Below are 26,609 nucleotides of genomic sequence, written 5' to 3'. Positions count from 1 at the left end.
TCCTAATTCGGACCGAATATAGTTCATTCTCCGCCGCTCGACAACTCTCCTGCAGCTTCTACTCCTCCCGCGTCTCGGTGATCCCAAGCAGCTTGAGCTTGCGGTGCAGCGCCGACCGCTCCATCCCGATGAAGCTCGCGGTCCGCGAGATGTTGCCCGAGAAGCGCCGGATCTGGACGCGCAGATATTCGCGCTCGAAGCTCTCCCGGGCCTCGCGCAGCGGCGCCCCCATGATCACAGTCGCGGTCATGCCCCCGTCCCCGCCCGGCGTGCCGCCCAGCACCTCCGGCGGCAGCAGGTCGAGGTCGATGCGGCCGATGCGGTTGCCCGGCGCCAGGATCACCGTGCGCTCGACGACGTTGCGGAGCTGACGGACGTTGCCCGGCCATTCGTAGCTTTGCAGCGCCACTATCGCGTCGGCCGCGATCTCGGGTGTCGGCACGCGGCGCTCGTTCGCGTAATGGGCGACGAAATGCTCGACCAGCGCCGGAATGTCCTCGCGCCGCTCGGCCAGCGTCGGGATCGTCACCGGCACCACGTTGAGGCGATAGTAGAGGTCCTCGCGGAACCGGCCCTCCGCAATCTCGACGGTCAGGTCGCGCGAGGTGGCGGAGACCACGCGCACGTCGACCTTGACGATGCGGGTGCCGCGGACACGGGTGAAGCTCTGGTCGGTCAGCACGCGCAGGATCCGCGCCTGGGTCGCGATCGGCATGTCGGCGATCTCGTCGAGGAACAGCGTGCCGCCATGCGCCTGCTCGAGCAGCCCGGGCCGCACGAGGTCGCCGGCCTCCTCGATGCCGAACAGCTCCTCCTCGACGCGTTCGGGCGTCATGCGCGCCGCGCTCACCACCACGAACGGTCCGTTGGCGCGCGTGCTCCAGCCGTGGAGCAGCCGCGCCGCCACCTCCTTGCCGACCCCCGCGCCGCCCATGATCAGCACCCGGCTGCCGGTCGAGGCGACACGCTTCAACGTCGCGCGCACCGCGTTGATCGCGGTCGAGCTGCCGGTGAGATCGGTCTCGCGCCCCACCGTCGCGCGCAGGCTCGCCACCTCACGCTTCAGCCGCTCGGTCTCCGTCGCTCGTTCGACGAGGAGGAGCAGCCGCTCGGCCTCGAACGGCTTCTCGATGAAGTCGCTGGCGCCGCGCCGGATCGCCGCCACCGCGGTGTCGAGATTGCCATGGCCGGAGATCACCAGCACCGGGATCGAGGGATCGCGCCGCTTGATCTCGTCGAGCAGCTCGAGCCCGTCGAGCCGCGAACCCTGCAGCCACACGTCGAGCAGCACCAGGCTCGGCCGGCGGGCCGCGATCTCCTCCAGCGCCGTGTCGCTGTCGGCGGCGGTGCGCGTCTCATAGCCTTCGTCCTCGAGCACGCCCGAAACGAGTTCGCGGATATCGAGTTCGTCGTCGACGACGAGGATGTCGAGGGTCATGCGTTGGTCCGATGGCGTGTCAGGGTTGCAGGGCTGGGATCGGAAGGATCGGCGTCCTCGGCTTGCGCGTCGGCGAGGCTGGAAAGCATCACGGCGTCGAAGGTGAGCGTGACCACGGTCCCGCTGCCCTCTGTCCGGTCGGCGAAGGTCATGGTGCCGAAATGCTCCTCGACGATCTTCTTGACGATGGCGAGGCCAAGGCCGGTGCCGCGGCTGCGCGTGGTCATGTAAGGCTCGACGATGCGATCGCGTTCGGCGGGCAGACCGACGCCGTTGTCGGTGACGCGGATGGCGATGCAGCGCTCGCCCTCGTTCGCGATTTTGACCGATACCTCCCCCTGCGACAGGTCGTCGCCCTCGCGCGCCTCGACCGCCTCGACCGCGTTCTTGACGATGTTGGTGAGCGCCTGGCCGATCTGGCGCCGGTCGCACACCAGGCTCGGCGGCGGATCGTCGTAGGCGAGGCCGAAGCGGATCGCGGGATGCGCCACCTCGTGCAGGAACACCGCCTGGCGGGCGAGATCGAGCAGCGACTCGCGCCGGAACACCGGCTTCGGCATCCGCGCGAAGGACGAGAACTCGTCGACCATGCGCCTGAGGTCGCTGACCTGGCGGACGATGGTGTCGGTCAGGCGCGCGAAGGTCGAATCGCCCTCCCCCGCCACCTTGCCGTAGCGCCGCTGCAGCCGCTCGGCGGCGAGCTGGATCGGGGTCAGCGGGTTCTTGATCTCATGCGCGATGCGGCGCGCGACGTCGGACCAGGCGGCGCGGCGCTGGTCGATGAGCTGCTGGGTGATGTCGTCGAAGGTGAGGACGTGCCCGTCCTCGTCGCGGGTGATCTTGACCGCGAGCGTACGCGCCTCCCCGCCGGCGGTGAGCTGGACGATCCCCTCGCGCGCCTCGCCGTCGAGCAGGGCATCGAGATCGGGAGCGACCTCGGCCAGCGGACGGCCGAGCGGGATCGCGCCGGGCCGCAGCAGCTCCAGCGCCGAGCTGTTGAACAGGCGGATCGAGCGATCCTCGCCGATCGCGATCACGCCGGCGGTGACGCCCGCCAGCACCGCCTCGATCAGCGCGCGGCGGCTCTCCGCCTCGGCATTGGCCTCGACCAGCGCGCCGGTCTGCTCCTGGAGGCGCCCGGTCATGCGGTTGAAGGCGTTGGCGAGCACGCCGATCTCGTCGCGCGACTTGGGTTCGGGCACGCGCGCGGCAAGGTCGCCGCCCGCCACCCGCTGCGCCGCATCGACCAGCTCACCGACCGGCCGGACGAGCCGGTCCGCGACCGCCAGCGCCACGAACACGGCGATGCCGACGATGAGGAGGGAGATGGCCAGCAATGCGGCATTGAACTGGAGCTGGAGGCTTCGCGATCGCGCGAGGAGCGCCTGATAGTCGCCAAGCACCGCCTTCGCGCGGTTCATGCGGGCGGCCATCTCCTGCGCGCCCGAGACGCGTGCGGCATAGACGTAAAGGTCGGTTCCCGGAATCTGCGTAACCGATTGAGTCCGCTCGCTGCTCGTCCCCACGACGCTCGGCTTTCCGGCCTTGAGCTGTGCGATGACCGAAGCGTCGATGTCCTTCTCGAGCGGCCGGTCATAGGGGTTGACCAGCGCCAGCGCGTCCAGCTGCCCGTTGGGCGTGATCGAGAAGATGACCGCCTCGGAAAGATTGCGATAAAGCACCTGGGTGGCGAAATTGCCCTGGAACTCCCTGCTGTCGATCGGCAATTTGTCGACGAGCAGGAAGGACGAGAGATCCTTCGCCATCGCCAGGTTCTCGTTGTCCACGTAGCGCAGCATCTCCTGATAGGATTGCTGGGCGAGGCTCTGGACATTCTCCAGCATCCCGCGCGCGCGGTCGGAGAACCAGAATTCGACGCCGAACTGGAACAGGAACGAGGCGAAGATCGTCACCAGGATCATCGGCACGCTGGCCAGCACCGAGAACAGCGCGACCAGCCGTACGTGCAGCCGTCCCTCCCCCGCCAGCGGCAGACGCGCCGCGCGGCTGCGGGCGATGCGCCGGCCGATCAGTACCAGCAGCGCGACGCCGGGGACGAGGTTGGCGACGAGCAGCAGCGCCACCAGCGGCGGGCTCAGGAGGCGCGGCGTCTCGCTGTCGCCGCTGATCACCAGCCAGCTCACGATCGCCACCGCCACCGCGACGCCGAACACCATGAGCTCGATTGCCGGCGTGATCGTGAAGCGCCGCGGGGCGGCGGACGCTTCGGCAATCGGCTCAGCGGCAGTCATCGTTGCACGTCTACACCATCACTGTTGCCTGCAAAACACAGAATCGTGATGATTACCGCGTGTCCGATCCGCCTGATCGCACGTCGCCCGCCAGCCCCAGGTCCGTGAGCCGCTTGCGCAACGTGTTCCGGTTGATCCCGAGCGCCCGCGCCGCGCGGAGCTGGTTGCCGCCGTGCCGCTCCAGCATCGCCGCGATCAGCGGCCGCTCGACCTCGGCGATGATGCGGTCGTAGAGCGTGCCGTCGTCGAGCCGCGCCGGTTCCTCGCGCGCGATCGCCGCCAGCCGCCCGCGTACCGCCGCCTCGATCTGCGGATCGATGGCGGCGCCGGCAACCGGTCCGCTGTTCAGCATCGCGGCGATCTCCGCCGCGCCGATCCACTCGTCGCGGCTCAGCGCCGCGAGGCGGCGCATCAGGTTCTCGAGCTCGCGCACATTGCCCGGCCAGTCGTGCGCCTCCAGCGCGGCGATCCCGTCCGGCCCGATCTGCTTGCGCGGCAGCCCGTCCTCGGCGGCGCGATCGAGGAAGTGGCGGGCGAGCAGCGCGATGTCCTGTCGCCGCTCGCGCAAGGCCGGCAGCGTCACCGGCACCACGTTGAGCCGGTAGTAGAGATCCTCGCGGAATCCTCCTGCCGCCACCAGCGCGGCAAGATCGCGATTGGTCGCCGCGACGATCCGCACGTCCGCCCGGATCGTCCGCGCGCCGCCGACGGTGGTGAACTCGCCCGACTGGAGCACGCGCAGCAGCCGCGTCTGCGCCTCCATCGGCATGTCGCCGATCTCGTCGAGGAACAGGGTCCCTCCCGCGGCCTGCTCGAACCGCCCGGCGTTGCGCGCCGCCGCGCCGGTGAAGGCACCGCGCTCGTGCCCGAACAGCTCGGCCTCGATCAGCTCGCGCGGGATCGCCGCCATGTTGATCGCGACGAAGGGGGCATGTCGCCGCGGTCCCAGGTCGTGGATCGCCCGCGCGACCAGCTCCTTGCCGGTGCCCGACTCGCCGGACACCAGCACCGTGAGGTCGTTCGAGACGACCCGGGCGATGATCCGGTAGACCTCCTGCATCGCCGGCGAGCGGCCGATCATCGGCACCGCTTCCTCCGCCGGCGCCATGACGTCGCCCGGGCCCCGCCGCCCGCGCGCGAGCGCTCCCGCCACCGCCTGGCTCAGCGCATCGAGGTCGAACGGCTTGGGCAGATAATCATAGGCCCCTGCCTCGTTGGCGCGCACGGCGGTCGAAAGCGTGTTCTGCGCCGACAGCACGATCACCGGCAGCCGCGGGTGCGCGGCCAGCACTTCCGGCACCATCGCGATGCCGTCGCCATCGGGCAGCACCACATCGGTGACGAGCACGTCGGGCAGCTCGCCCGCCAGCGCGCGCCGGAGCTCGGCCAGGCTGGCGGCGGTGGTGACGCGGTGCCCCTTGCGCCGCAGTGCCTGTCCGACGACCGTGCGGATCGCGGCATCGTCGTCGACGACGAGGATATGACCCTCACTCATTCCTGGCCCTCGGCAGCAATAGGCGGAACACCGTCGTCTCCGGCTCGCCCTCCCGCGCATATTGGACGATCCCGCCCATGTCGCGCACCAGCTTCTCGACCAGCGGCAGCCCGAGCCCACGCCCCTCCGCCTTGCCCGATACGAACGGCTCGAACAGATGCTCGGCGATGTCGGGGGGGGCACCAGGACCGTTGTCGATCACCGTGAGCTCGATCGGCAGCGGCTGGCGCGGACGCCCCGGGGCGGCGCTCGCCGACATGCCGTGGCGGTAGGCGGTGGCAACGGTGACGCGCGGCGCCGCCACTTCGCTCACCGCCTCGCACGCGTTCTTGAGCAGGTTGAGCACCACCTGCAGCAGCGCGTCCCCGTCGACCAACGCCGGCGGCAGCGACGGATCGAACCGCTCGTCGAGCGTCACCCTGCGCCCGAACCCCGCCAGCGCGACCCTGCGCGCGTGCCCCAGCAGCGGATAGATGTTGGTCGGCGCGAGCGTCAGCGGCCGGGTGTCGGTAAAGTCCTGCATCCGGTCGATGAGGGCGGCGATGCGATCGACCTCGGTGGTGATGAGCATGGTGAGCTCCCCCGCTCCGTCGCTCTCGGCGAGCAGCTGCGCGGCGCCGCGGATGCTCGACAGCGGATTCTTGATCTCGTGCGCCAGCATCGCCGCCGCGCCGATCGCCGCCCTCGCGCCCGCGGCACGATCGCTGGTGTGCCCGCGCGCCGCCGGGCTCTGCCGGATCGTCACGATCCGCCAGCCCGGCCGGTCCGGAACCTCGCTCTCGAGCAGGTCGACGCGCAGCCGTCCGACCCGCCCGATCCCGACATCCACGTCATATGCCGCGAACATGCGCCCGCGCCGCCGATCGGCGTGCGCCTCGGGAAAGCGGACCAGCACGTCGACGTCCTGGCCGATCATCGCCCGCTCGGAGAAGTTGAGCAAGGTCTCGCAGGCAGCATTGGCGCGCGCGATCCGCCCCTCCGGATCGACCAGCATCGCCGCCACCGGCAGTGCCGCGAACAGCTCGGCAAAGCCTGGCGCGTCGGGAGTCACGCGGCGGCGCGCGTGGTCCACGGCGCGTAGAATTCGGCGAGCATCGCCTTGACGACGGCGGGGTCCGGCTCCTGGTTGACGCGGTTGCGGAACTCAGCCGATCCGTGGAGGCCGCGCGTGTACCAGCCGATGTGCTTGCGCGCGACATTGGTGCCGACCTCCTTGCCATAGAGGTTCAGCATCTCGTCGTAATGCTCGACGATGGTTGAATATTGTTCATCGAGACTGGGGTCGGCACGCGGCGTGCGGCCTTCCAGTGCGTCCATCACCTGCCGGAGCAGCCACGGCCGACCATAGGCGCCGCGGCCGATCATCACCCCGTCGGCGCCCGACTGGTCGAGCGCGGTCCGCGCATCCTCGATCGAACAGATATCTCCGTTGACGATCACCGGGATCGCCACCGCATCCTTGACCTGACGCACGAAGGCCCAGTCGGCCGAACCCTTGTACATCTGGTTGCGGGTGCGCCCGTGGACCGTCACCATCTTGACGCCAAGGTCTTCGGCGATGCGCGCGAGCTCGGGAGCGTTGAGGCTCGAATGGTCCCAGCCCATCCGCATCTTGAGCGTCACCGGCGCCTTCACCGCCTTCACCACCGCATCGACCAGCTCGGCGGCAAGCTTGAGGTCGCGCATCAGCGCGGAGCCTGCGTCGCCGTTGGTGACCTTGCGCACCGGGCAGCCCATGTTGATGTCGACGATCGCGGCGCCCTTGTCCTCGGCCAGCTTCGCCGCCTCGCCCATCTCATAGGGCGTGCAGCCGACCAGCTGCATCGACACCGGGTCCTCGATCGGGTCCCACAGCGCCTTCTGGATCGACTGCCGCGTCTCGCGGATCGCCGCCTGGCTTGCGATCATCTCGGTGACGTTGAGCCCCGACCCGTGCCGCCGCACCATGCGACGGAACGGCAGGTCGGTCACCCCCGTCATCGGCGCGAGCAGCACCGGGGTATCGATCCGGACGGGTCCGATCTGGATGGGGGCGAGCGTCTGCATGATGTGCCTGAAAATTAGGCATGAGCCGATAGTGCGACAAGTGCGGATTGGCAAGGAAGAAGGGGTTCACGCGAAGGCGCGAAGACGCGAAGAAGAAAGGAGAAGAAGGATTTTTCGCGCAGAGGCGCAGAGAGCGCGGAGTTACGTCGCTTGCCGCGCATCCAGCCGCGCCAGCGGCCTTCAAGCTTGTTGCGCATAAAGGCTGAAAGGTCTCGCTGACGCGAGACGGCGGCGCAAACGAACCACCTCTGCGCTCTCTGCGCGAACAAAATCTTCCTTCTTCTTCGCGTCTTCGCGTCTTCGCGTGAACCAACCTATTGGCGCCTGCCTCGCGCATCGGCTAGGCGCCCGCGCATGGCCCGCACCGCCGCCCTCATCGTCGCCGCCGGCACCGGATCGCGCCTCGGCGGCGACATGCCCAAGCAATTCGTCCTCCTCGGCGGCAAGCCGGTGGTGGCGCACAGCATCGCCGCCTTCCGCGCGCATCCCGCGATCGACGAGCTGCTCGTCGTGATTGGCGAAGGCCAGGAGGAGCAGCTCCGCTCCGCCGCCCCGCACGTCCGCTTCGTCACCGGCGGCGCCACTCGGCGCGACTCGGTCCGCGCCGGCCTCGCCGCGTTCGATGGCGCCGACCGCGTCCTCATCCACGACGCCGCCCGCCCGTTCCTCCCTGCCGACGTCATCGATCGCCTGACGTCAGCCCTCGATCGTGCGCTCGGCGCCGTCCCGGTGCTGCCGGTCGCCGACACGCTAGCGCTCGGCGACGAATCGCTCGGCGACACCATCCCCCGGGCCGGCCTCCACCGCATCCAGACCCCGCAAGCGTTCGACTATGCCGCGATCCTGAACGCCCACGCCGCATGGCCCGGCGACGCCGAGGCGACCGACGATGCCCAGGTGCTCCGGGCCGCCGGCCACGACGTCGTCATGGTCGAAGGACATCCGATGCTCGAAAAGCTCACCTACCCGGCCGACCTCGCCGCCGCCGAGGCGCGACTCGGCGCGGGCCTGATCTCCCGCAGCGCCACCGGATTCGACGTCCACCGGCTCGAAGCCGGTGAGGAGCTGTGGCTCGGCGGCGTGCTGATCCCCCACGACCGCGGCCTTTCCGGCCACAGCGACGCCGACGTCGCGCTCCACGCCATCACCGACGCGCTGCTCGGCACGATCGGCGCGGGCGACATCGGCACCCATTTCCCCCCCAGCGATCCGCAGTGGCGCGGCGCCGCCTCGGGCCAGTTCCTCGAGCACGCCGCCGATCTGGTCCGCGCCGAAGACGGCGTGATCGACTTCGTCGACCTCACCCTGATCTGCGAGGAGCCCAAGGTCGGCCCCCACCGTTCGGCGATGCGGGCGCGCATCGCGACGCTGTTGCGGCTTGACGAGCGCCAGGTTTCGGTGAAGGCCACCACCACCGAAAGGCTGGGGTTCACCGGCCGGCGTGAGGGGATCGCCGCACAGGCCATCGCGACCGTTCGGGTCCCAGGAGTCCGTTGATGCCGTTCCAATCGTTCGCTGCGCTTGCCGCGCTCTGGACGGGCACGCTCGCCGCGACCGCCGCGCAGGCTGCCGCGCCGGCCACCGTCTGCGTCTCCCCGCGCGAGGCCGAGGCGGTGGTCGCCACCGTCGCGCCCGATCTCATTCGTCTCACCGCGTCGATGTGCGCGCCGTCGCTGCCGGCGGGCGCCTATCTCCGCCGTCCCGCCGACCGGCTCGCCGCCAAATATGCCGTGAACGGCGACGGCGCCTGGCCGATCGCCCGCGCGGCGCTCGCCAAGCTGCTGCCGCCCGACAGCGCGCAGATGCTGCAGAACGACTTCGCCCGTCCGCTCGTCGGCTCGCTGCTCGCGCCGCTGCTGGTCAAGGACCTGAAGCCTGCCGACTGCGCCTCGATCGACCGGCTGCTGACGCTGATCGATCCTCTGCCGGCGCAGAACACCGTCTCGCTGATCGTGACGGTCGCGGAGCTCGCCCAGCGCAAGAACCCGCCGGCGGGCGGGTTCGTCATCTGCCGGCCGGGGGCAGCCAGGCCATGACCACCGACACGCTTCTTCCCACCGAGCTGGTCGAGGCCGCCCGTCAGGTGCTCGACACCAACCGCGCCGCCGGCCGCCGCGTCGCCGTCGCGGAGAGCTGCACCGGCGGCCTCGTCTCCGCCGCGCTGACCGAGATCGCCGGCTCGTCCGACGTGTTCGAAGGCGGGCTCGTCACCTATTCGAACGAAGCCAAGACCACGCTGGTCAAGGTCGGCCGCGAGGTGATCGAGACCTTCGGCGCCGTCTCGGTCGCGGTCGCCTGGCAGATGGCGCAGGGCGCGCTGGAGGCGACCGGCGCCGATGTCGCGGTGGCGATCACCGGCATCGCCGGACCCGGCGGCGGCAGCGAGAAGAAGCCGGTCGGCACGGTGGTGTTCGCCCGTGCCGAGAAGGGCGCCGATCCGGACCATGTCGTGGCGGATACGCGCGAGTTCGGCGACCTCGGCCGGGGCGGCGTCCGGCTTCAGGCGGCGCTGTGCGCGCTGTCCTTGCTGCTGCCGGGAGCGCTCGCGCCCGATGTCGCGGTGCCGGCGCCGTAAAGCGCGGCCGCACGTGTCTCGAACGCGCCGATCATCTTGCGCAGCGCCCGGTCGAACACCTGCCCCGCGAGCATCTCGAACACCCGGTTCTTGAAGGCGAAGTCGACCGCGAACTCGACCAGCGTGCCGCCCTGTCCGTCCGGCCGGAAGCGCCAGTCGTTGTGGAGATACTTGAGCGGCCCGTCGAGGTAGTCGACGTGGATATGCTCCGGCCGCACCTTCTCCACCTTGGAGGTGAAGGTCTCGCGCAGTCCCTTGAACCCGACGATCATGTCCGCGACCATCTGCGTCGCGCTGTCGGAGCGCACGCGGATCGCGGTCACCCAGGGCAGGAACTCGGCATAGCGGCCGACGTCGGCCACCAGGTCGAACATCTGCTCGGGCGTATAGGGAAGCTGCCGGGTCTCAGCGTGCTTGGGCAAGCTTCGCCTCGCGCGCCGCGCGCAGCCGCTCGAAATCGTCGCCGGCGTGATAGCTCGACCGCGTCAGCGGCGAGGATGCGACCAGCAGGAAGCCCTTGGCCCGCGCGATCGCGGCATAGGCGTCGAACGCCTGCGGCGTCACGAAGTCGGCGACCTTGGCATGGCGCGGCGTCGGCTGGAGATATTGCCCCATCGTCAGGAAATCGACGTCGGCCGAGCGCATGTCGTCCATCACCTGATGGACCTCGAGCCGCTCCTCGCCCAGGCCGAGCATGATGCCGGATTTGGTGAAGATCGACGGATCGAGCTTCTTGACGCTCTCCAGCAGCCTGAGCGACGCATAGTAGCGCGCGCCCGGCCGGATCGTCGGGTAGAGCCGCGGCACCGTCTCGAGGTTGTGGTTGTAGACGTCGGGCCGCGCCGCGACGATCGCCTCGACCGCCGCCTCGTGCTTGTTGCGGAAGTCGGGCGTCAGGATTTCGACCGTGGTCGTGGGGTTGGTGCGGCGGATCGCCTCGATCACCTTCACGAACTGGCTCGCGCCGCCGTCGGGCAGGTCGTCGCGGTCGACCGAGGTGACGACGATGTGCTGCAGCCCCATCTGCGCGGCGGCGTCGGCGACGTTCTGGGGCTCCATGGGATCGACCCGGCGCGGCATTCCGGTCTTGACGTTGCAGAAGGCACAGGCCCGCGTGCAGGTGTCGCCCAGGATCATCACCGTCGCGTGCTTCTTGGTCCAGCACTCGCCGATGTTCGGGCAGGCAGCCTCCTCGCACACGGTGGTGAGGCTCTTCGCGCGCATCAGCGCGCGGGTCGCAGCGAAGCCGGCCGAGGTCGGGGCCTTGACGCGGATCCAGTCGGGCTTGCGCTGGCGCGGCTCCCGGGCGAGCGGGGACATGTCGTTCATGCCGGCGCAGATAGCGATGCCGCGCCCGCCTTGCCAGCCCCGCGCGGCGATGCAAAAGGCGCACCATGAGCGACTTCCACAATCTCATCGCCGGCTATTACCGCTTCCGCGCCCGCGGCTGGTCCCAGCAGCGCCAGCGCTGGGCCCGCCTCTCCGAAGGCCAGAGCCCCCGGACCATGGTGATCGCCTGCTCCGACAGCCGAGTCGACCCCGGGCAGATCTTCGACGTCTCGCCCGGCGAGATTTTCGTCGTGCGCAACATCGCCAACCTCGTGCCCCCGTTCGAGCTCGGCGGCGGCCGCCACGGCGTCTCGGCGGCGCTCGAATTCGCGGTGACGCAATTGGAGGTGAGCGAGATCGTGGTGATGGGCCACGGCATGTGCGGCGGCGTCGCGGCCGCGCTGTCGCGCCGGTTCGAGGGCGCGGCGCCGGGTGAAGGCGGCTTCATCGCGCACTGGGTCGATCTGCTCGACGAGGCGCGCGACCGCATCCTCGCCGAGTTCGGCAATACGCCGGAGGCGGTGCGCGCGATGGAGCTGGAGACGGTCCGCGTCTCGATCGCGAATCTCCGGACCTTCCCCTGTATCCCCGAACGCGAATCGGCGGGCAAGCTCACGCTGCGCGGCGCCTATTTCGCGATCCGCGACGGCATTTTGTGGGTGATGGACGAGCGTGGCGAGTTCGCGCCGGCCTAACTCCCCCGCCACCGCCACATCAGCAGCGGCCGCGCCAGTGCGAGGCCGGCGACGAATCCGCCGATATGCGCCGCGACCGCGATCCCCACCCCGGCATTGGCCAGGATGAAGGCGAAGGCGAGATTGAGCACCGTCCACGCCGCGAGCAGCCACAGCATGTGCACCGCGCCGGCCGGAACCGGTCCGATCGCCCGCGCCCTTGATCGCCCGTAGAGCAGCGACGAGGCGCCGATGACTGCGGATACCGCCCCGCTCGCCCCCACCATCGGCACCGGCGAGGACGGATCGCCGAGCCACTGCCCCGCCGCCGCGGCATAGGCACCGAGCAGATAGAGCGCCAGCATCCCGCGGCTCCCGATCGCGCGTTCGGCCATCACGCCGGTCGCGACCAGCATCACCATGTTCATCGCAAGATGGAGCACGCCGCCGTGGATCAGCGTCGCGCTGAGCGGCGTCAGCACGACCGGGAACAGCCCGGGAATATCACCCGCGAACCCCAGGCTCGCCCGCCCCGGCACGAAGCCGGCATAGAGCGCCGCGTTGACGTTCCCGATCGTCGCTTGGGCGAGCAGGCTGACGACCACCGTCGCCGCCACGATCGCCCAGGTGACGGGAGCGACGCGCAGGCTGCCGCCCATCATCGCCCCCGGACAGACGTCAGATGAACTCGATCTTCGAGACGACGTAATAACGGTCGCCCGACGGCACCGTCACCTCGACCTCGTCGTCCACCTTGCGCCCGATCAGCGCGCGGCCCAGCGGCGAGTTGTAGCTGATGCGGCCGGTCTTGGCATCAGCCTCGGTCTGGCCGACGATCTGATACCTGATCGGCTTGTCGTCCTCGTCGAGCAAGGTCACCGTCGCGCCGAACACCACCTTGTCGCCCGACAGCTCGGTCGGATCGATGATCTGCGCACGGGAAAGCTTGTCCTCGATGTCGGCGATCGACGCCTCGATCTGGCCCTGGCGTTCCTTGGCGGCATGATATTCGGCGTTTTCGGAAAGGTCGCCGTGCGCGCGCGCTTCCTCGATCGCGTCGACGATCTGCGGACGCTCTTCCTTGAGGCGCTTCAAATCGGCGGTGAGCTTCTCATACCCCTCCGCCAGCATCGGCATTTTCTCGACCGTGGCCATTCGCCCTTTTCCTTCAACACGTCCTCGTCAGACGTCCCACATTCGGGCCGCCCGCACATTAACACCGGTTGTGGGGATCAATTGTGCGACTGCGAATAATAGGCTTGCAGAGGACGCACTTCAAGGGACGTGGTCCGGAGGGACGCGATCGCCCGCGCCGCCGCCACGCTCGACGACGCCGTGGTGAAATAGGGAATCCTCCCCGACAGCGCCGATTTGCGGATCTCCTGGCTGTCCTTGAGGCTCTGCCAGCCCTCGGTCGTGTTGAAGATGAGGTCGATGTCCCCGTCCCGGATCCGGTCGACGACGTGCGGCCGCCCCTGCGCCACCTTGTTGACCCGCTCGACCTCGACGCCGTTCGCGATCAGATAGTCGGCGGTGCCGCCGGTCGCGATCACGGTGAAGCCGAGGTCGGCAAGGATGCGTACCCCCGGCAGTATCACCGGCTTGTCGCTGTCCTTGACGCTGACGAACAATGTGCCGCCGTCGGGCAGCACCGTGCCTGCGCCGAGCTGCGCCTTGGCGAAGGCCACGGCAAAATCGCGATCGATTCCCATGACTTCACCGGTCGATTTCATTTCCGGTGAGAGCACGGGATCGACACCGGGGAAGCGATTGAACGGGAACACTGCCTCCTTGACGGCGACATGGGCGATGTCACGGTCGATCCTCGGCAGATCGGCGAGCTTCTCGCCCGCCATCACCCGGCTGGCGAGCTTGGCGATGGGCGCGCCGATCGCCTTGGCGACGAAGGGCACGGTGCGGCTCGCGCGCGGATTGACCTCGATCAGATAGACCTCGCCGTCCTTCACCGCGAACTGGATGTTCATCAGCCCCTTGACGCCCAGCGCCCGCGCCAGCGCATCGGTCTGGCGCTCGATCTCGGTGACGATCTCGTCCGGCAGGCTGTACGGCGGCAGCGAGCAGGCCGAGTCGCCCGAATGGACGCCCGCCTCCTCGATGTGCTGCATCACCCCCGCGACGACGACGTCGGTGCCGTCGGCGAGCGCGTCGACGTCGACCTCGATCGCGTCGCGCAGGTAGCGGTCGATCAGCACCGGCGACGCGCCCGACACCTGCACCGCGGTCTGGATGTAATCGTCGAGCTGGACGGTCGAATCGACGATCTCCATCGCCCGCCCGCCGAGCACGTAGCTCGGCCGCATCAGCACCGGGTAGCCGATGCGCTCGGCGACCGCGACCGCCTCCTCGCGGCTGCGTGCGATACCGTTGGCGGGCTGCTTGAGGCCCAGCTTGGCGACCAGGTTGGCGAAGCGCTCGCGATCCTCGGCGAGGTCGATCGCGTCGGGCGAGGTGCCGAGTATGGGGACACCCGCCTCCTCCAGCGCGCGCGCCAGATTGAGCGGGGTCTGGCCGCCGAACTGGACGATCACGCCGGCCAAAGAGCCGTTCGACTGCTCGACATGCAGGATCTCCAGCACATCCTCGGCGGTCAGCGGTTCGAAATAGAGCCGGTCGGAGGTGTCGTAGTCGGTGCTCACCGTCTCCGGGTTGCAGTTGACCATGATCGTCTCATAGCCCGCCTCCGCCAGCGCGAAGCAGGCGTGGCAGCAGCAATAGTCGAACTCGATCCCCTGCCCGATCCGGTTCGGGCCGCCGCCGAGGATGACGATCTTCTTGCGGTCGGACGGCTGGCTCTCGTCCTCGGGCGCACCGAAGCTGGGTGCCTCATAGGTGGAATACATGTACGGCGTCTTGGCCTCGAACTCGGCCGCGCAGGTGTCGATGCGCTTGAATACCGGCCGTACGCCCAGCTTGTGGCGCAGCGCGCGCACCTCGGCCTCGTTGACCCCGCCGGTCATGGCCTTGACCGCCTCATGGATCAGCCCGCCGCGCGCGGCGAAGCGGTCGCGCAGCCCCGCCGATTTGACCGCGAGATAGGCGAGCCTTTTGTCGGAAAAGCCCATCGCCTTCAGCCGCCGCATCCCCTCGGCGTCGCGCGGCAGGCCCTTCCTGGCGACCTCGTCCTCGGCGGCGACGATCTCCGCGATCCGCTCCAGGAACCACGGGTCGTATTTGGCGATCGCATGGATGTCGGCGACCGAGAAGCCTTCCCGCAGCGCCTGCGCCGCGACCAGCAGCCGGTCGGGCGTCGGCACCGCCAGCGCCGCCTCGATCTCCTCGCGCGGTGCGCCGATCAACCGGTCGACGTCGTTGAAGCCGGAAAGCCCCGTCTCCAACCCCCGCAGCGCCTTCTGCAGCGATTCGTGGATGTTGCGCCCGATCGCCATCACCTCGCCCACCGACTTCATCGCGGTGGACAGCACCGGCTCGGCGCCCTTGAACTTCTCGAAGGCGAAGCGCGGGATCTTGGTGACGACGTAATCGATCGTCGGCTCGAAGCTGGCCGGAGTCGCGCCGGTGATGTCGTTGTCGATCTCATCGAGCGTGTAGCCGACCGCCAGCTTGGCCGCGACCTTGGCGATCGGGAAGCCGGTCGCCTTCGACGCCAGCGCCGAGGAGCGCGACACGCGCGGGTTCATCTCGATCACGACCAGGCGGCCGTCCTGGGGATTGACCGCGAACTGGACGTTGGAGCCGCCGGTTTCCACACCGATCTCGCGCAGCACCGCGATGCTGGCGTTGCGCATGATCTGATATTCCTTGTCGGTCAGCGTCAGCGCCGGCGCGACGGTGATCGAATCGCCCGTGTGGATGCCCATCGGGTCGATGTTCTCGATGCTGCAGACGATGATGGCGTTGTCCGCGCGGTCGCGGACCACCTCCATCTCATACTCCTTCCAGCCGAGCAGCGATTCCTCGATCAGCACCTCGGTGGTCGGCGACGCGTCGAGTCCGTGCCGCACGATCTCGACGAACTCCTCGCGGTTGTAGGCGACGCCGCCGCCGGTCCCGCCCAGCGTGAAGGAGGGGCGGATGATCGCGGGCAGCCCGACCTTCTCCAGCCCCTCCAGCGCCTCGGCCTCGCTGTGCGCGATCGCCGAGCGGGCGGATTCGAGCCCGATCCTGTCCATCGCCTCGCGGAACTTGAGCCGGTCCTCGGCCTTGTCGATCGCCTCGGCGTCGGCGCCGATCATGGTGACGCCGAATTTCTCGAGCGTCCCGTCCTGCGCGAGCGCCAGCGCGGTGTTGAGCGCGGTCTGCCCACCCATGGTGGGCAGCACGGCGTCCGGCCGCTCCTTCTCGATGATCTTGGCGACCACCGCGGGCGTGATCGGCTCGACATAGGTCGCGTCGGCCAGCTCGGGATCGGTCATGATCGTCGCCGGGTTCGAATTGACCAGGACGATGCGATAGCCCTCCTCCTTGAGCGCCTTGATCGCCTGCGTGCCGGAATAGTCGAACTCGCACGCCTGACCGATGACGATCGGCCCCGCGCCGATGACGAGGATGGAGGAGATGTCTGTACGCTTAGGCATGAACTGCTACCATGAAAGCCCTCTCCCTCGAGGGAGAGGGTTGGGTGAGGGTGGCCCGACGTGAGCGAGAAGAGACTGATCTCTGTCGCACGGCAACTTCGCCGCGACCGCACGCCGGCCGAGGAGATCAGAACGGCGCTGGCGATCGCGCGGAATCGATGAACCACACAAAAAGCGCTCTCCCTTGAGGGAGAGGGTCGGGTGAGGGTGACCGCCGCTATCGAGTCCCCACCCAACCAGCCAGGAGCGCGCGCTCACGCGCGCGCCTCCTCACCCCGGCCCTCTCCCCAACGCGGAGAGGGAGAGATAGCCACACCGCTCACCGCAGCATCCCCACGAACCGCTCGAACAGATAGAAGCTGTCCTGCGGCCCCGGGCTCGCCTCGGGGTGGTACTGCACCGAAAAGGCCGGCCGGTCCGTCAGCTCCAGCCCGCAGTTCGATCCGTCGAACAAACTCACATGCGTCTCGCGCACGCCCTCCGGCAGGCTCTCGCGCTCGACCGCGAAGCCGTGGTTCATCGAGGTGATCTCGACCGCGCCGTCGGACAGCCGCTTGACCGGATGGTTGGCGCCGCGGTGGCCCTGGAACATCTTGGTGGTTTCAGCCCCCACCGCGAGCCCCAGCAGCTGATGGCCCAGGCAGATGCCGAACAGCGGCTTGCCGGTCTCCAGCAGCTTTTGGATCACCGGCACCGCATATTCCCCGGTCGCGGCCGGATCGCCCGGGCCGTTCGACAGGAAGAAGCCGTCCGGCTCCAGCGCCATGATCTGCTCGAAGCTGGCGGTCGCCGGCACCACCGAAACCTTGGCCCCGGCCTTGACAAGATTACGGAAGATATTGCGCTTGCTGCCATAGTCGACCGCGACGACGTGCGGCCGCTCCGCCTCGCCGCCCTCACCGCCATAGCCGAAGCCTAGCCGCCAGATGCCGCCCTGCCAGCCGTAATGCGTCTCGGTCGAGACCTCCTTGGCGAGGTCCATGCCCTCCAGCCCCGGCCAGCTCCGCGCCATGTCGAGCAGCAGGGGCACGTCGAACGCCCCGCTCGCCGAATGGGCGATCACCCCGTTGGGCGCGCCGCCGCCGCGGATGCGCCGGGTCAGCGCACGCGTGTCGACGCCGGCCAGGCCGATGCGCGCGTGCTTCTTCATCCACGAATCGAGGTTCTCGGCCGCGCGGAAGTTGCTGGGCGCGGTCGGGTCCTCGCGCACGATCATGCCGAGCGCGTGGGGCTCGTCGGCCTCGACGTCGTCGGGATTGGCGCCGACGTTGCCGATGTGGGGGAAGGTGAAGGTGATGACCTGCCCCGCGAAGCTCGGGTCGGTCATGATCTCCTGATACCCGGTCATCGCGGTGTGGAAGCACACCTCGCCCACCGCCTCGCCCTCGGCGCCGAAACCGCGGCCCCAGACGATCTCCCCGCTCGCGAGAACGAGAACGCCCGTGGCTCCTGCGGGCGCGCGGCTGGGGTTGGCGTCGGCCATTGGGGGCGGGCACTCCTGACTGGGTTGGCGATGTCGCTAAGTGGCGGCGCGTAGCCCCCCTCCCCCCTCGCGTCAACCGGGCTTGGCGGTTATGGCGGTGCAATGATTCGAGACGACATCAAGACCGCGCTCGTCACCGCCATGAAGGCGGGCGACAAGCAGAGCACCGCCGCGATCCGCCTGATCCAGTCGGCGATCAAGAACCGCGACATCGAGGCGCGCACCGGCGGCGCTCCCGCCGACGACGATGCGCTGGTGGTCGAGGTGCTGCAGAAGATGGTGAAGCAGCGCCGCGAATCGATCGAGCTCTATCAGAAGGGCAACCGCCCGGAGCTCGCCGCCGCCGAGCAGGCCGAGGTCGAGGTGATCGAGCGTTTCCTGCCCCAGCAGATGAGCGAGGAGGAGACCAAGGCCGTGATCGAGGCGATCAAGGCCGAGCTCGGTGCCTCGGGCATGAAGGACATGGGCCGGGTGATGGCCGAACTGAAGGCCCGCCACGCCATCACGCTCGACATGAGCAAGGCGAGCGGGTTGGTGAAGGCGGCGCTCGCCTGAGCCATAAACGTCGCCTGTTCGGCGCCTGAGGGAGGAGTAACGATGAGGCGATTTCCGGCGTTGGCGATGATCGCATTGGCCGTGCAGCTTGCGGCCTGTGATTCCGATGGTTCCGGAGGGCCGGGAACGCCCACGCCGACACCCACACCTACCCCCTCTCCATCACCTTCTCCGTCACCGTCGCCGTCGCCGTCCCCAACACCCACACCTACGCCCGCCCGCAAGCTCGCGTATGGCAACCTCGACACGCTCAGCCTCGGCGGCGTCGCTCTGGGTCCGATCAATAGCAGCTTGAACTCCGGCAACGCGGCGACTCCCAGTGGCGGCGACCTAGAAGTCACCGTCTACTGCCCAGGTGGGATAGACCCGTGCGACGTTGCGCGTGCGCCCGCCGGAACCGCCTACACCTATGTCGTGACGATAATACCCGGACGGGATCTGCCCAATTCGCCGGGATGGCCGAATTCGTCATCGTCATACGGCACCAAGAGCGTAGGCAGTTTCCAAATGCTCTATGTCGCGAAGGGCCTTACAGGCGTCGGCATGAGCTTCTCCGACATCGAGAAGATACAGCTCGACAAAAATCTCTCGATTTGGTCGCCCAGCTGCCGTTCGGACAACACGCTCCTATGGGGACCTTCGGGATCCTTCTCGATGTGGCAGAGTGGCGCATCCGTCAGTTTCTACTTCCAATCCACGCTACCGCCGGACCTCTCGCCGCAGCTCTATCGCCTTTTGAACGCCGATGGGGGTGCGGCTGGCTATGCACCGGGGCCGGCAAGCGGCGAAGGGGCGGATTGCTCCTCCTTGCCAAGCGCTTCGGCGCCTTGACGCTTTGCGGCGCGCGACGTGGGTCGCCCTCGAACGGGAGCGCTCCGGGGTTGCCATCTGAGGTGTACCTCTTGCCACCCGACCCGCGATTGCGGCATGAGGGCATGATATAATGCGCAGGTGAGTCTCACCCCCGCCTTCCTCGATGAGCTGCGCGCCCGCACGCACCTGTCCGGGCTGGTCGCCAAGTCGGTGAAGCTCCAGCGCGCCGGTAAGGAATGGCGCGCCTGCTGCCCCTTCCATCACGAGAAGACGCCGAGCTTCTACGTCAACGACGACAAGGGCTTTTACCACTGCTTCGGCTGCGGCGCGCACGGGGACGCGATCCGCTGGATGACCGACCAGCGCGGCCTGCCCTTCATGGACGCGGTGAAGGAGCTCGCCCAGGCCGCCGGCATGGACGTCCCCGCGCCCGACCGCCAGTCGGCAGAGCGCGCCGAACGCGCCAAAGGCCTGCACGAGGCGATGGCCGATGCCGCCCAGTGGTTCGCCGATCAGCTGAACGGCATCGCCGGCGCCGAGGCGCGCGCGCTTCTCGATCGCCGCGGCGTCCGGCCGGAGACGGCGAAGGCATTCGGCCTCGGCTTCGCTCCCGATTCGCGCGGCAAGCTCAAGGATGCGCTCAAGGGCTATGGCGACGCGATGCTGGTCGAGGCCGGCCTGCTGATCGCGGTCGACGACAAGCTTCCTTACGACCGCTTCCGCGGCCGCCTGATGATCCCGATCCGCGACCCGCGCGGCCGCCCGGTCGCCTTCGGCGGCCGCATCGTCGGCGAGGGCGAGCCCAAATACCTGAATTCCCCCGAGACCCCGCTCTTCGACAAGGGCCGCACGCTCTACAATCTCGACCGCGCCCTCCCCGCCGCGCGCAAGTCCGGCCGCATCATCGCGGTCGAGGGCTATATGGACGTGATCGCGCTCGCCCAGGCCGGGTTCGAGGAGGCGGTGGCGCCGCTCGGCACCGCGCTGACCGAGGCCCAGCTCGACCGGCTGTGGCGGATCGCCGACGTGCCGATCCTGTGCTTCGACGGCGACGCGGCCGGGCAGAAGGCGGCGATCCGCGCCGCCCATCGCGCGCTGGCGATGCTCGCTCCGGGCCGTAGCCTCGCCTTTGTGACGCTCCCCGACGGGCTCGATCCAGACGATATCGTCCGTACCCGCGGCGCCGCGACGTTCGAGGCGCTGCTGACGAGGCCCCAGCCGCTGGTCGATCGTCTTTGGGCCCATGAGCTTGCCGCCGAGCCGCTCGACACGCCCGAGCAGCGCGCCGGCCTCAAGCGCCGTCTTGGCGACCTCGCCAACACGATCGGCGACGCCGCCGTCCGCTCGGAGTATCTCGCCGAGTTCCGCCGCCGCTTCGACGCCCATTTCGCGCCGCCCCCCCGCGCCTTCGCGCCGCGGGTGCGCGACGCCCGCGCCGGCAGGTGGCAGCCTCCGGCGCCGCCGCCCTCCCCCACCGCGCGTGCCGTCAACGCCAGCGGGATCGACCCGGTGCTCGCCAAGGCGGTGCTCGCCGGCCTGATCCGTCACCCGGCCGAGATCGCGCGCCATATGGAGGTGCTGGGCTCGCTGAAGCTTGCCGGCGGCGCGCTCGGGCGGCTGTTCGAGGCGGTCGTGGATGTTGCCCTTGAAGATCATGCGCTTGATCAGTCGCGCGTGCTCACCATATTGGCGCAGTCCGGCTTTGGTGAAATTGCAACAGACCTGTTGCGCGCAGACAGCATGCCCTTCACCTTCACCCAGAAGGAATGGGATGACGTCCGCGCGCACAGCGACTTGGACGAGGCGATCGCGGTGATGATCGCGCGCCCGCGGGTCGATGCTGCGCTCGCAGAGGCAACGGCGAGGCTTGGCGAGCGTTTCACCGATGAAGCGTTCGAACGGCAGATCGCTTTGGTCAGAGAGCAGCAGGCGCTTCAGCTGCGACTTGCAAATCTGATGCTGGACGACAAAGACACTTCCGAAGGTACCGAGGGAAATTGATGGCCAAGGTTAACGGCGGCGGCAGCGGCGACGATACTACGATTGATGTCGGCGACGCGCCGCTGATCGACCTCAACGAGGGTTCGATCAAGAAGCTGGTCGCGCGCGCCAAGAAGCGCGGGTACATCACCGTCGACCAGCTCAACGAGATGCTGCCGCAGGATCAGATGACCTCGGAGCAGATCGAGGACGTGATGTCGGCGCTCAACGACATGGGCGTCAACGTCGTCGAGAACGAGGACGCGGGCGAGGACGGCGAGGTCGAGGACGACAGCGTCGACGAGGTCGACGGCGGCGATTCCGACGGCGAACAGGTCCCGACGCTCGAAGCGGTCAAGAAGAAGGAGACGATCGATCGCACCGACGATCCCGTCCGCATGTACCTGCGCGAGATGGGCGCCGTCGAGCTGCTGTCGCGCGAGGGCGAGATCGCGATCGCCAAGCGGATCGAGGCCGGCCGCGACACGATGATCCTCGGCCTGTGCGAATCGCCGATCACCTTCAACGCCATCATCGGCTGGTCGACCGCGCTCAACGAGGGCACGATGCAGCTGCGCGAGATCCTCGATCTCGAGGCGATGCTGTCCAAGGGACCGTCGGCCGAGCAGGTCGAGGGCGCCGAGGACGACAATGGCGAGATCAGCGAGGCGGCCGCCGGTCCCTCGTTCAAGGAAGAGGACGAAGTCGAGGAGGTCCAGGACGAGGACGACGAGGAGTCGATGACCGAGCGGCGCACCCCGCGCCCGTCGGACGACGACGAGGAAGACAATACCCTCAGCCTCGCCCAGATGGAGGAGACGCTCAAGCCGGCCGCGCTCGAGAAGTTCGCCAACATCACCGGCATCTACAAGAAATTCGCCAGGATGCAGGAGCAGCGGCTGGGCGCGATGGCGGCCGGGGGCGAGCTCACGCCCGCGGACGAGCGCAAGTACCAGAAGCTGCGCGAGGACCTGACCGCCGAGGTCGAGAGCGTCCAGTTCCATCAGGCCAAGATCGAGTATCTCGTCGACCAGCTCTACAGCTTCAATCGGCGCCTCACCGCGCTGGGCGGACAGATGCTGCGCCTCGCCGAGCGTCACAAGGTCAGCCGCAAGGACTTCCTCGACCGCTACGTCGACCATGAGCTCGACGAGCAGTGGCTGCAGTCGGTCACCGGTCTCGACAAGAAATGGGCCGCCTTCGTTGCGAACGAGGCGGCGGCGGTCGACCGCATCCGCGCCGAGATCGCCGAGATCTCGCAGCAGACCGGCATGGCCCTCGGCGAGTTCCGCCGCATCGTCAACATGGTGCAGAAGGGCGAGCGCGAGGCGCGGATCGCGAAGAAGGAGATGGTCGAGGCCAACCTCCGCCTCGTGATCTCGATCGCCAAGAAGTACACCAACCGCGGCCTGCAGTTCCTGGACCTGATCCAGGAGGGCAACATCGGCCTGATGAAGGCGGTCGACAAGTTCGAGTATCGCCGCGGCTACAAGTTCTCGACCTATGCGACCTGGTGGATCCGCCAGGCGATCACCCGCAGCATCGCGGACCAGGCAAGAACCATCCGTATCCCGGTCCACATGATCGAGACGATCAACAAGCTGGTGCGCACCAGCCGCCAGTTCCTCCACGAGCAGGGCCGCGAGCCCACGCCCGAGGAGATGGCCGAGCGCCTCTCGATGCCGCTGGAGAAGGTGCGCAAGGTGATGAAGATCGCCAAGGAGCCGATCAGCCTCGAGACGCCGATCGGCGACGAGGAGGATTCGCACCTCGGCGACTTCATCGAGGACAAGAACGCCGTCATTCCGGTGGACGCCGCGATCCAGGCGAACCTCAAGGAGACGGTCACCCGGGTCCTCGCCAGCCTGACGCCGCGCGAGGAGCGCGTGCTGCGGATGCGCTTCGGCATCGGCATGAACACCGATCACACGCTGGAGGAAGTCGGCCAGCAATTCTCGGTGACGCGCGAGCGTATCCGCCAGATCGAGGCTAAGGCCTTGAGAAAGCTCAAGCATCCGAGCCGCAGCCGCAAGATGCGCTCGTTCCTCGATCAATGATCCGGAAGCGCCCGCTGCAGGCTGTCCGGTTGAGATTGAACCGTATCAGTGCTCCTGCGAAAGCAGGAGGCCAGGCCGCAAGCGGGTCGGCAGATGATCCAGGGCTCCTGCCTTCGCAGGAGCACGCTGCAATTTCGCATGGCAGACCTCCAGGGGGCTCGTTTCCGCCGAAACGGGCCCTTTCTTCATCTGTGCGAACGCTTGCTTAACCCGCGATCAACCGCGTCTTTACGTCCTTCGGTATAGGCTTTTACCCGATGAAGGAGTGGACGCCGGCTGCGCCGGCAGACACTTCAGGTTCGGGAGCCTATGCCGTTGACTTCTGCACAGGGCGCACGCTTCGGCGAGGCATGGGAGGCGCTCACTGCGCTGGTCGCGGCGGAGGGTAGCGCGGTCGAGCCGTTCGTCGCCACGCTGGCGGGCGGCAGCTCGGCGACCCGGGACCTGACCGATGCCGCCCACTGCTGGTGTATGCTCCACGCCCGCCACCCCGGCGTACTCGAGCACGCGCAGGGCCGCGCCGACCATCCCGTGGTGGAAGCGTGGCTCGGCGAAGCGGCGACAGGCTTCACGGAGGAGCGCGCCGGCATCGTCCGCCTCGTCGCAGCCGCCGGTCCGCTGCCGAGCACACCGGGCCAGGCCGAAAGCGAGGCCGCGATTACCGGCCAGCGTCACGCGCTCGACATGCTCGCCGGCTCCGATCGCGCGGGCGTCGCGATCGGCTCCGCAATGGCGCTGGTGCTCGACTGGCCGGCGATCCGCCATGTCCTCGATGCCGCCGCGCGCCGGCTGGGGCTGCAGCTGGTGGAAAGCGCCCTCCCCGTCGCCCGCGACAGCGCGACCGTGGTCGCGGCGCTGGCCGAAACCCCGGCCTTCGAGCGCGCCATGCTGTTCGGCGCCAATCAGACGCTCGCCCAGCACCGTGCGCTGTGGCAGCTGCTCGAAGCCCGCGCCGATGCCCGCCGCCATCACCGCTGAACGCTTGCGCTGAGGCGCGGCAACCCTCTACTGCATACCCGATCTTTGAAAAGGACGGGCAGGAATGCGGTTCGACGGTACCCAGAGCTATGTCGCCACCGAGGATCTCAAGGTTGCGGTCAATGCCGCGGTCATGCTCCGGCGGCCGCTGCTGGTGAAGGGCGAGCCCGGCACCGGCAAGACGGTGCTCGCCTACGAGATCGCCAAGGCGGTCGGCGCTCCGCTGATCGAGTGGAACATCAAGTCGACCACCAAGGCGCAGCAGGGTCTCTACGAGTACGACGCCGTCGCGCGCCTCCGCGACGGCCAACTCGGCGATCCGCGCGTCCACGACATCTCCAACTATATCCGCAAGGGCAAACTGTGGGAGGCGTTCACCTCGCCTGAGGTGCCCGTCCTGCTGATCGACGAGATCGACAAGGCCGACATCGAATTCCCCAACGACCTCCTCCAGGAGCTCGATCGTATGGAATTCCACGTCTACGAAACCGGCGAGACGGTGCGCGCCGCCGAACGGCCGATCGTCGTCATCACATCGAACAACGAGAAGGACCTGCCGGACGCGTTCCTTCGCCGCTGTTTCTTCCACTACATCAAGTTCCCCGACCGCGAGACGATGCAGCGGATCGTCGACGTCCATTTCGCTGGCATCCAGAAGCTGCTGGTCGGCAAGGCGATGGACGTGTTCTACGACATCCGCGACGTGCCGGGCCTCAAGAAGAAGCCCTCGACCAGCGAATTGCTCGACTGGCTCAAGCTGCTGCTCCACGAGGACATGCCGCTCGAGGTGCTGCAGAACCGCGATCCGACCAAGGCGATCCCGCCGCTCCACGGCGCACTGCTCAAGAACGAACAGGACGTGATGCTGTTCGAGCGGCTGGCGTTCATGGCGAAGCGGCAGCCCGGGCGCTGATCGTCGGCCGCGGGTCATGCCGAACTTGCGCCACGCGGCGGAGCAACCCATGCTGGCGACGATGGGCCCGAGGGGGGAACTCCACCGCCGCTTTCCGCTGCTGCTCGGCGCCATCGTCGCGCTGGGACTGGCGCTGCGGGTCGCCTCGGCGCAGGGCTCGCTGTGGCTCGACGAAGCGTGGTCGGCGACCCTCGCGCACGACACGGGTACGCCGCTCGGCGTGTTCCTCAAGATCAACCACGACAACAACCATCATCTCAATTCGCTGTGGCTCCAGTTCGTCGGCCTCGCCGCGCCGCCGGTGCTGGCGCGCGCCTTGTCGATCGCGACCGGCACGATCGCGATCTGGGTCGCCGGACGGATCGGGACGCGGCGCGGACCGGCGATCGGGCTGACGACGGCCTGGCTGTTCGCCATCTCGCCGATCCTGGTGACGATGGGGTCGGAGGCGCGCGGCTATGCGCCGATGCTGCTCGCGCTGCTCGTCGCGGTGCTGCTGGTCGATCGTTGGCTGGCGGGCGAGACGGTGCCGCCCCGCCGCGGGCTCGCCTGGTGCTTCGGGCTGGGCGCGCTGTCGCAGCTCACCATCGTGTTCGGCGTCTGTGCCCTCGTCGGCTGGGTCTCGTTCGCAGTCTGGCGGCGTACCGGATGGAAGGAGGCCGTCCGCACCACCTTGCGGCTGTTCGGGCCGGCGCTGGTCACATTGGCGATCCTGTTCGGCATGATCATCGGCGCGGCGCTTGCGAGCAAGGACGGCTTCACCTTCGGGCGTTATGATCCCTTCACCCTGCCTGCCTATCTCCACGGCGTCGGCGAGATGGTCGGCTATACCGTCGGTATCGCGCAGAGCGGCGTCTGGCTGCCGATCCTGGCCGTGCTCCTCGTGCTGCTCGCGCCCCGCCTCGGCGCGTCGCGCCTCGCCTTCCACCGGCTGGCGATCGTCGGATTCCCTCTCGCGATCGCCATCCTGCATACCGGCAATGTCGGCTTTGCGCGCTATTATCTTCTCGCCGGCACTGCCCTTCTGATCCTGATCGGCGAAGTGATCGGCCTTGGCCTCGTCTCGGAGGGGTGGAAGCGCTGGGCAAGCGGTGCCGCGCTGGCGGCGCTGACCGTGACGAGCCTGGCCCGGGACGGCGTGCTCATCGCCAATCAGCGCGGCGATCCCGGCGCTGCCGTGCGGGCGATGATGGCGCGCTCGCCGGACGGCGCGACGTTGCGGCTCGACCGCGAGACCGGGCTCGCGGTGATCCGCGTCGCCGCCGAGCACCAGCGCTATCCGCTGACGATCGTCGATGCCGACTGTCCGCCGGCACGCTTCGTCTTCATCGATCGGTTCGAGGGGCAGAGCTTCCCCGCCGCCGTCGCGCTCTGCAGCCGCCGCTATCGGCCGATCGCGAGCGCGCGCGCGCGCGGGCTCTCCGGAACCGACTGGACGCTCTACGAGCTTCAGCCGTAGAAGAAG

22 protein-coding genes are annotated in these 26,609 nt (G+C 68.4%); 11 read left to right on the top strand and 11 right to left on the bottom strand.

The features are described 5' to 3' along the window. Positions 1 to 58: 58 nt before the first annotated feature. Genes ntrX through dusB form a run of 5 tightly spaced genes read right to left on the bottom strand, consistent with a single transcriptional unit; the run spans position 59 to position 7,231 of the window. Positions 59 to 1,438 carry a nitrogen assimilation response regulator NtrX gene (gene ntrX, locus ACMGER_RS10195; protein ID WP_436812041.1) on the bottom strand — a complete coding sequence of 460 codons (1,380 nt, stop codon included), beginning with the start codon at positions 1,436 to 1,438 and terminating at the stop codon, positions 59 to 61. Beyond that, positions 1,435 to 3,690: a sensor histidine kinase gene (locus tag ACMGER_RS10190; protein ID WP_436812040.1), complete on the bottom strand. Its 2,256-nt coding sequence runs from the start codon at positions 3,688 to 3,690 to the stop codon at positions 1,435 to 1,437. Before ACMGER_RS10190 ends, ntrX begins: the two co-directional genes overlap by 4 nt. 52 nt (positions 3,691 to 3,742) lie before the next feature. Then, on the bottom strand, positions 3,743 to 5,185 hold the full coding sequence (ntrC, locus tag ACMGER_RS10185) for a nitrogen regulation protein NR(I) (protein ID WP_436812039.1): 1,443 nt from the start codon (positions 5,183 to 5,185) through the stop codon (positions 3,743 to 3,745). Continuing rightward, the gene (locus ACMGER_RS10180) at positions 5,178 to 6,257 is read right to left on the bottom strand and encodes a two-component system sensor histidine kinase NtrB (protein WP_436812038.1); all 1,080 of its coding nucleotides are present in this window, start codon (positions 6,255 to 6,257) and stop codon (positions 5,178 to 5,180) included. Before ACMGER_RS10180 ends, ntrC begins: the two co-directional genes overlap by 8 nt. Continuing rightward, positions 6,233 to 7,231 (bottom strand): tRNA dihydrouridine synthase DusB, encoded by a 999-nt coding sequence (gene dusB, locus ACMGER_RS10175; RefSeq protein WP_436812037.1) that lies wholly within the window; start codon positions 7,229 to 7,231, stop codon positions 6,233 to 6,235. The genes ACMGER_RS10180 and dusB overlap by 25 nt, the downstream gene beginning before the upstream one ends. 354 nt (positions 7,232 to 7,585) lie before the next feature. On the opposite strand from dusB, the gene ACMGER_RS10170 reads away from it, so the two are divergent. Genes ACMGER_RS10170 through ACMGER_RS10160 form a run of 3 tightly spaced genes read left to right on the top strand, consistent with a single transcriptional unit; the run spans position 7,586 to position 9,806 of the window. Continuing rightward, positions 7,586 to 8,728 carry a bifunctional 2-C-methyl-D-erythritol 4-phosphate cytidylyltransferase/2-C-methyl-D-erythritol 2,4-cyclodiphosphate synthase gene (locus tag ACMGER_RS10170; RefSeq protein WP_436812036.1) on the top strand — a complete coding sequence of 381 codons (1,143 nt, stop codon included), beginning with the start codon at positions 7,586 to 7,588 and terminating at the stop codon, positions 8,726 to 8,728. Next, positions 8,728 to 9,267: a hypothetical protein gene (locus tag ACMGER_RS10165; protein ID WP_436812035.1), complete on the top strand. Its 540-nt coding sequence runs from the start codon at positions 8,728 to 8,730 to the stop codon at positions 9,265 to 9,267. The genes ACMGER_RS10170 and ACMGER_RS10165 overlap by 1 nt, the downstream gene beginning before the upstream one ends. Next, on the top strand, positions 9,264 to 9,806 hold the full coding sequence (locus ACMGER_RS10160) for a CinA family protein (RefSeq protein ID WP_436812034.1): 543 nt from the start codon (positions 9,264 to 9,266) through the stop codon (positions 9,804 to 9,806). Before ACMGER_RS10165 ends, ACMGER_RS10160 begins: the two co-directional genes overlap by 4 nt. Here the strand turns inward: ACMGER_RS10160 and ACMGER_RS10155 are convergent. Next, positions 9,731 to 10,228, bottom strand: coding sequence for a type II toxin-antitoxin system RatA family toxin (locus ACMGER_RS10155; protein ID WP_436812033.1), 498 nt, complete (start codon positions 10,226 to 10,228; stop codon positions 9,731 to 9,733). The two genes, ACMGER_RS10160 and ACMGER_RS10155, sit on opposite strands and share 76 nt — an antisense overlap. Further along, a complete protein-coding gene (gene lipA / locus ACMGER_RS10150) occupies positions 10,212 to 11,135 on the bottom strand; it encodes a lipoyl synthase (RefSeq protein WP_436812032.1) in 924 nt (307 codons plus the stop codon). The genes ACMGER_RS10155 and lipA overlap by 17 nt, the downstream gene beginning before the upstream one ends. A 65-nt stretch (positions 11,136 to 11,200) precedes the next feature. On the opposite strand from lipA, the gene ACMGER_RS10145 reads away from it, so the two are divergent. Next, positions 11,201 to 11,830, top strand: a complete 630-nt coding sequence (locus tag ACMGER_RS10145; RefSeq protein ID WP_436812031.1) for a carbonic anhydrase — start codon at positions 11,201 to 11,203, stop codon at positions 11,828 to 11,830. On the opposite strand, the gene ACMGER_RS10140 is transcribed toward ACMGER_RS10145, so the two are convergent. The 4 genes from ACMGER_RS10140 to carA form a co-directional block, all read right to left on the bottom strand. Beyond that, a complete protein-coding gene (locus ACMGER_RS10140; protein WP_436812030.1) occupies positions 11,827 to 12,468 on the bottom strand; it encodes a rhomboid family intramembrane serine protease in 642 nt (213 codons plus the stop codon). The two genes, ACMGER_RS10145 and ACMGER_RS10140, sit on opposite strands and share 4 nt — an antisense overlap. A 19-nt stretch (positions 12,469 to 12,487) precedes the next feature. Further along, on the bottom strand, positions 12,488 to 12,964 hold the full coding sequence (gene greA / locus ACMGER_RS10135) for a transcription elongation factor GreA (RefSeq protein ID WP_436812029.1): 477 nt from the start codon (positions 12,962 to 12,964) through the stop codon (positions 12,488 to 12,490). A 77-nt stretch (positions 12,965 to 13,041) separates the two neighbouring features. Next, the gene (gene carB, locus ACMGER_RS10130; RefSeq protein ID WP_436812028.1) at positions 13,042 to 16,365 is read right to left on the bottom strand and encodes a carbamoyl-phosphate synthase large subunit; all 3,324 of its coding nucleotides are present in this window, start codon (positions 16,363 to 16,365) and stop codon (positions 13,042 to 13,044) included. Positions 16,366 to 16,684: 319 nt separating this feature from the next. After that, positions 16,685 to 17,848 (bottom strand): glutamine-hydrolyzing carbamoyl-phosphate synthase small subunit, encoded by a 1,164-nt coding sequence (gene carA / locus ACMGER_RS10125; protein ID WP_436812027.1) that lies wholly within the window; start codon positions 17,846 to 17,848, stop codon positions 16,685 to 16,687. Positions 17,849 to 17,950: 102 nt separating this feature from the next. On the opposite strand from carA, the gene ACMGER_RS10120 reads away from it, so the two are divergent. The 7 genes from ACMGER_RS10120 (at position 17,951) to ACMGER_RS10090 (ending at position 26,603) form a co-directional block, all read left to right on the top strand. Beyond that, positions 17,951 to 18,403 (top strand): GatB/YqeY domain-containing protein, encoded by a 453-nt coding sequence (locus tag ACMGER_RS10120; RefSeq protein ID WP_436812026.1) that lies wholly within the window; start codon positions 17,951 to 17,953, stop codon positions 18,401 to 18,403. 42 nt (positions 18,404 to 18,445) lie between these two features. Beyond that, complete coding sequence (locus ACMGER_RS10115) at positions 18,446 to 19,234, top strand: hypothetical protein (RefSeq protein WP_436812025.1); 789 nt, start codon at positions 18,446 to 18,448, stop codon at positions 19,232 to 19,234. Positions 19,235 to 19,354: 120 nt separating this feature from the next. Further along, complete coding sequence (dnaG, locus tag ACMGER_RS10110) at positions 19,355 to 21,217, top strand: DNA primase (RefSeq protein WP_436812024.1); 1,863 nt, start codon at positions 19,355 to 19,357, stop codon at positions 21,215 to 21,217. Next, positions 21,217 to 23,253 carry an RNA polymerase sigma factor RpoD gene (gene rpoD, locus ACMGER_RS10105; protein ID WP_436812023.1) on the top strand — a complete coding sequence of 679 codons (2,037 nt, stop codon included), beginning with the start codon at positions 21,217 to 21,219 and terminating at the stop codon, positions 23,251 to 23,253. The genes dnaG and rpoD overlap by 1 nt, the downstream gene beginning before the upstream one ends. A gap of 309 nt (positions 23,254 to 23,562) precedes the next feature. Continuing rightward, positions 23,563 to 24,231 carry a DUF6975 family protein gene (locus ACMGER_RS10100; RefSeq protein ID WP_436812022.1) on the top strand — a complete coding sequence of 223 codons (669 nt, stop codon included), beginning with the start codon at positions 23,563 to 23,565 and terminating at the stop codon, positions 24,229 to 24,231. A gap of 64 nt (positions 24,232 to 24,295) precedes the next feature. Continuing rightward, positions 24,296 to 25,144 carry an AAA family ATPase gene (locus ACMGER_RS10095; RefSeq protein WP_436812021.1) on the top strand — a complete coding sequence of 283 codons (849 nt, stop codon included), beginning with the start codon at positions 24,296 to 24,298 and terminating at the stop codon, positions 25,142 to 25,144. 49 nt (positions 25,145 to 25,193) lie between these two features. Beyond that, entirely contained in the window at positions 25,194 to 26,603 is a 1,410-nt protein-coding gene (locus ACMGER_RS10090; RefSeq protein WP_436812020.1) for a hypothetical protein, read from the top strand. Positions 26,604 to 26,609: the final 6 nt, after the last annotated feature.

The sequence above is a fragment of the Sphingomonas astragali genome (assembly GCF_051400615.1).
Lineage (GTDB): Bacteria > Pseudomonadota > Alphaproteobacteria > Sphingomonadales > Sphingomonadaceae > Sphingomonas.
This window is presented reverse-complemented; position numbering and strand designations above follow the sequence as displayed.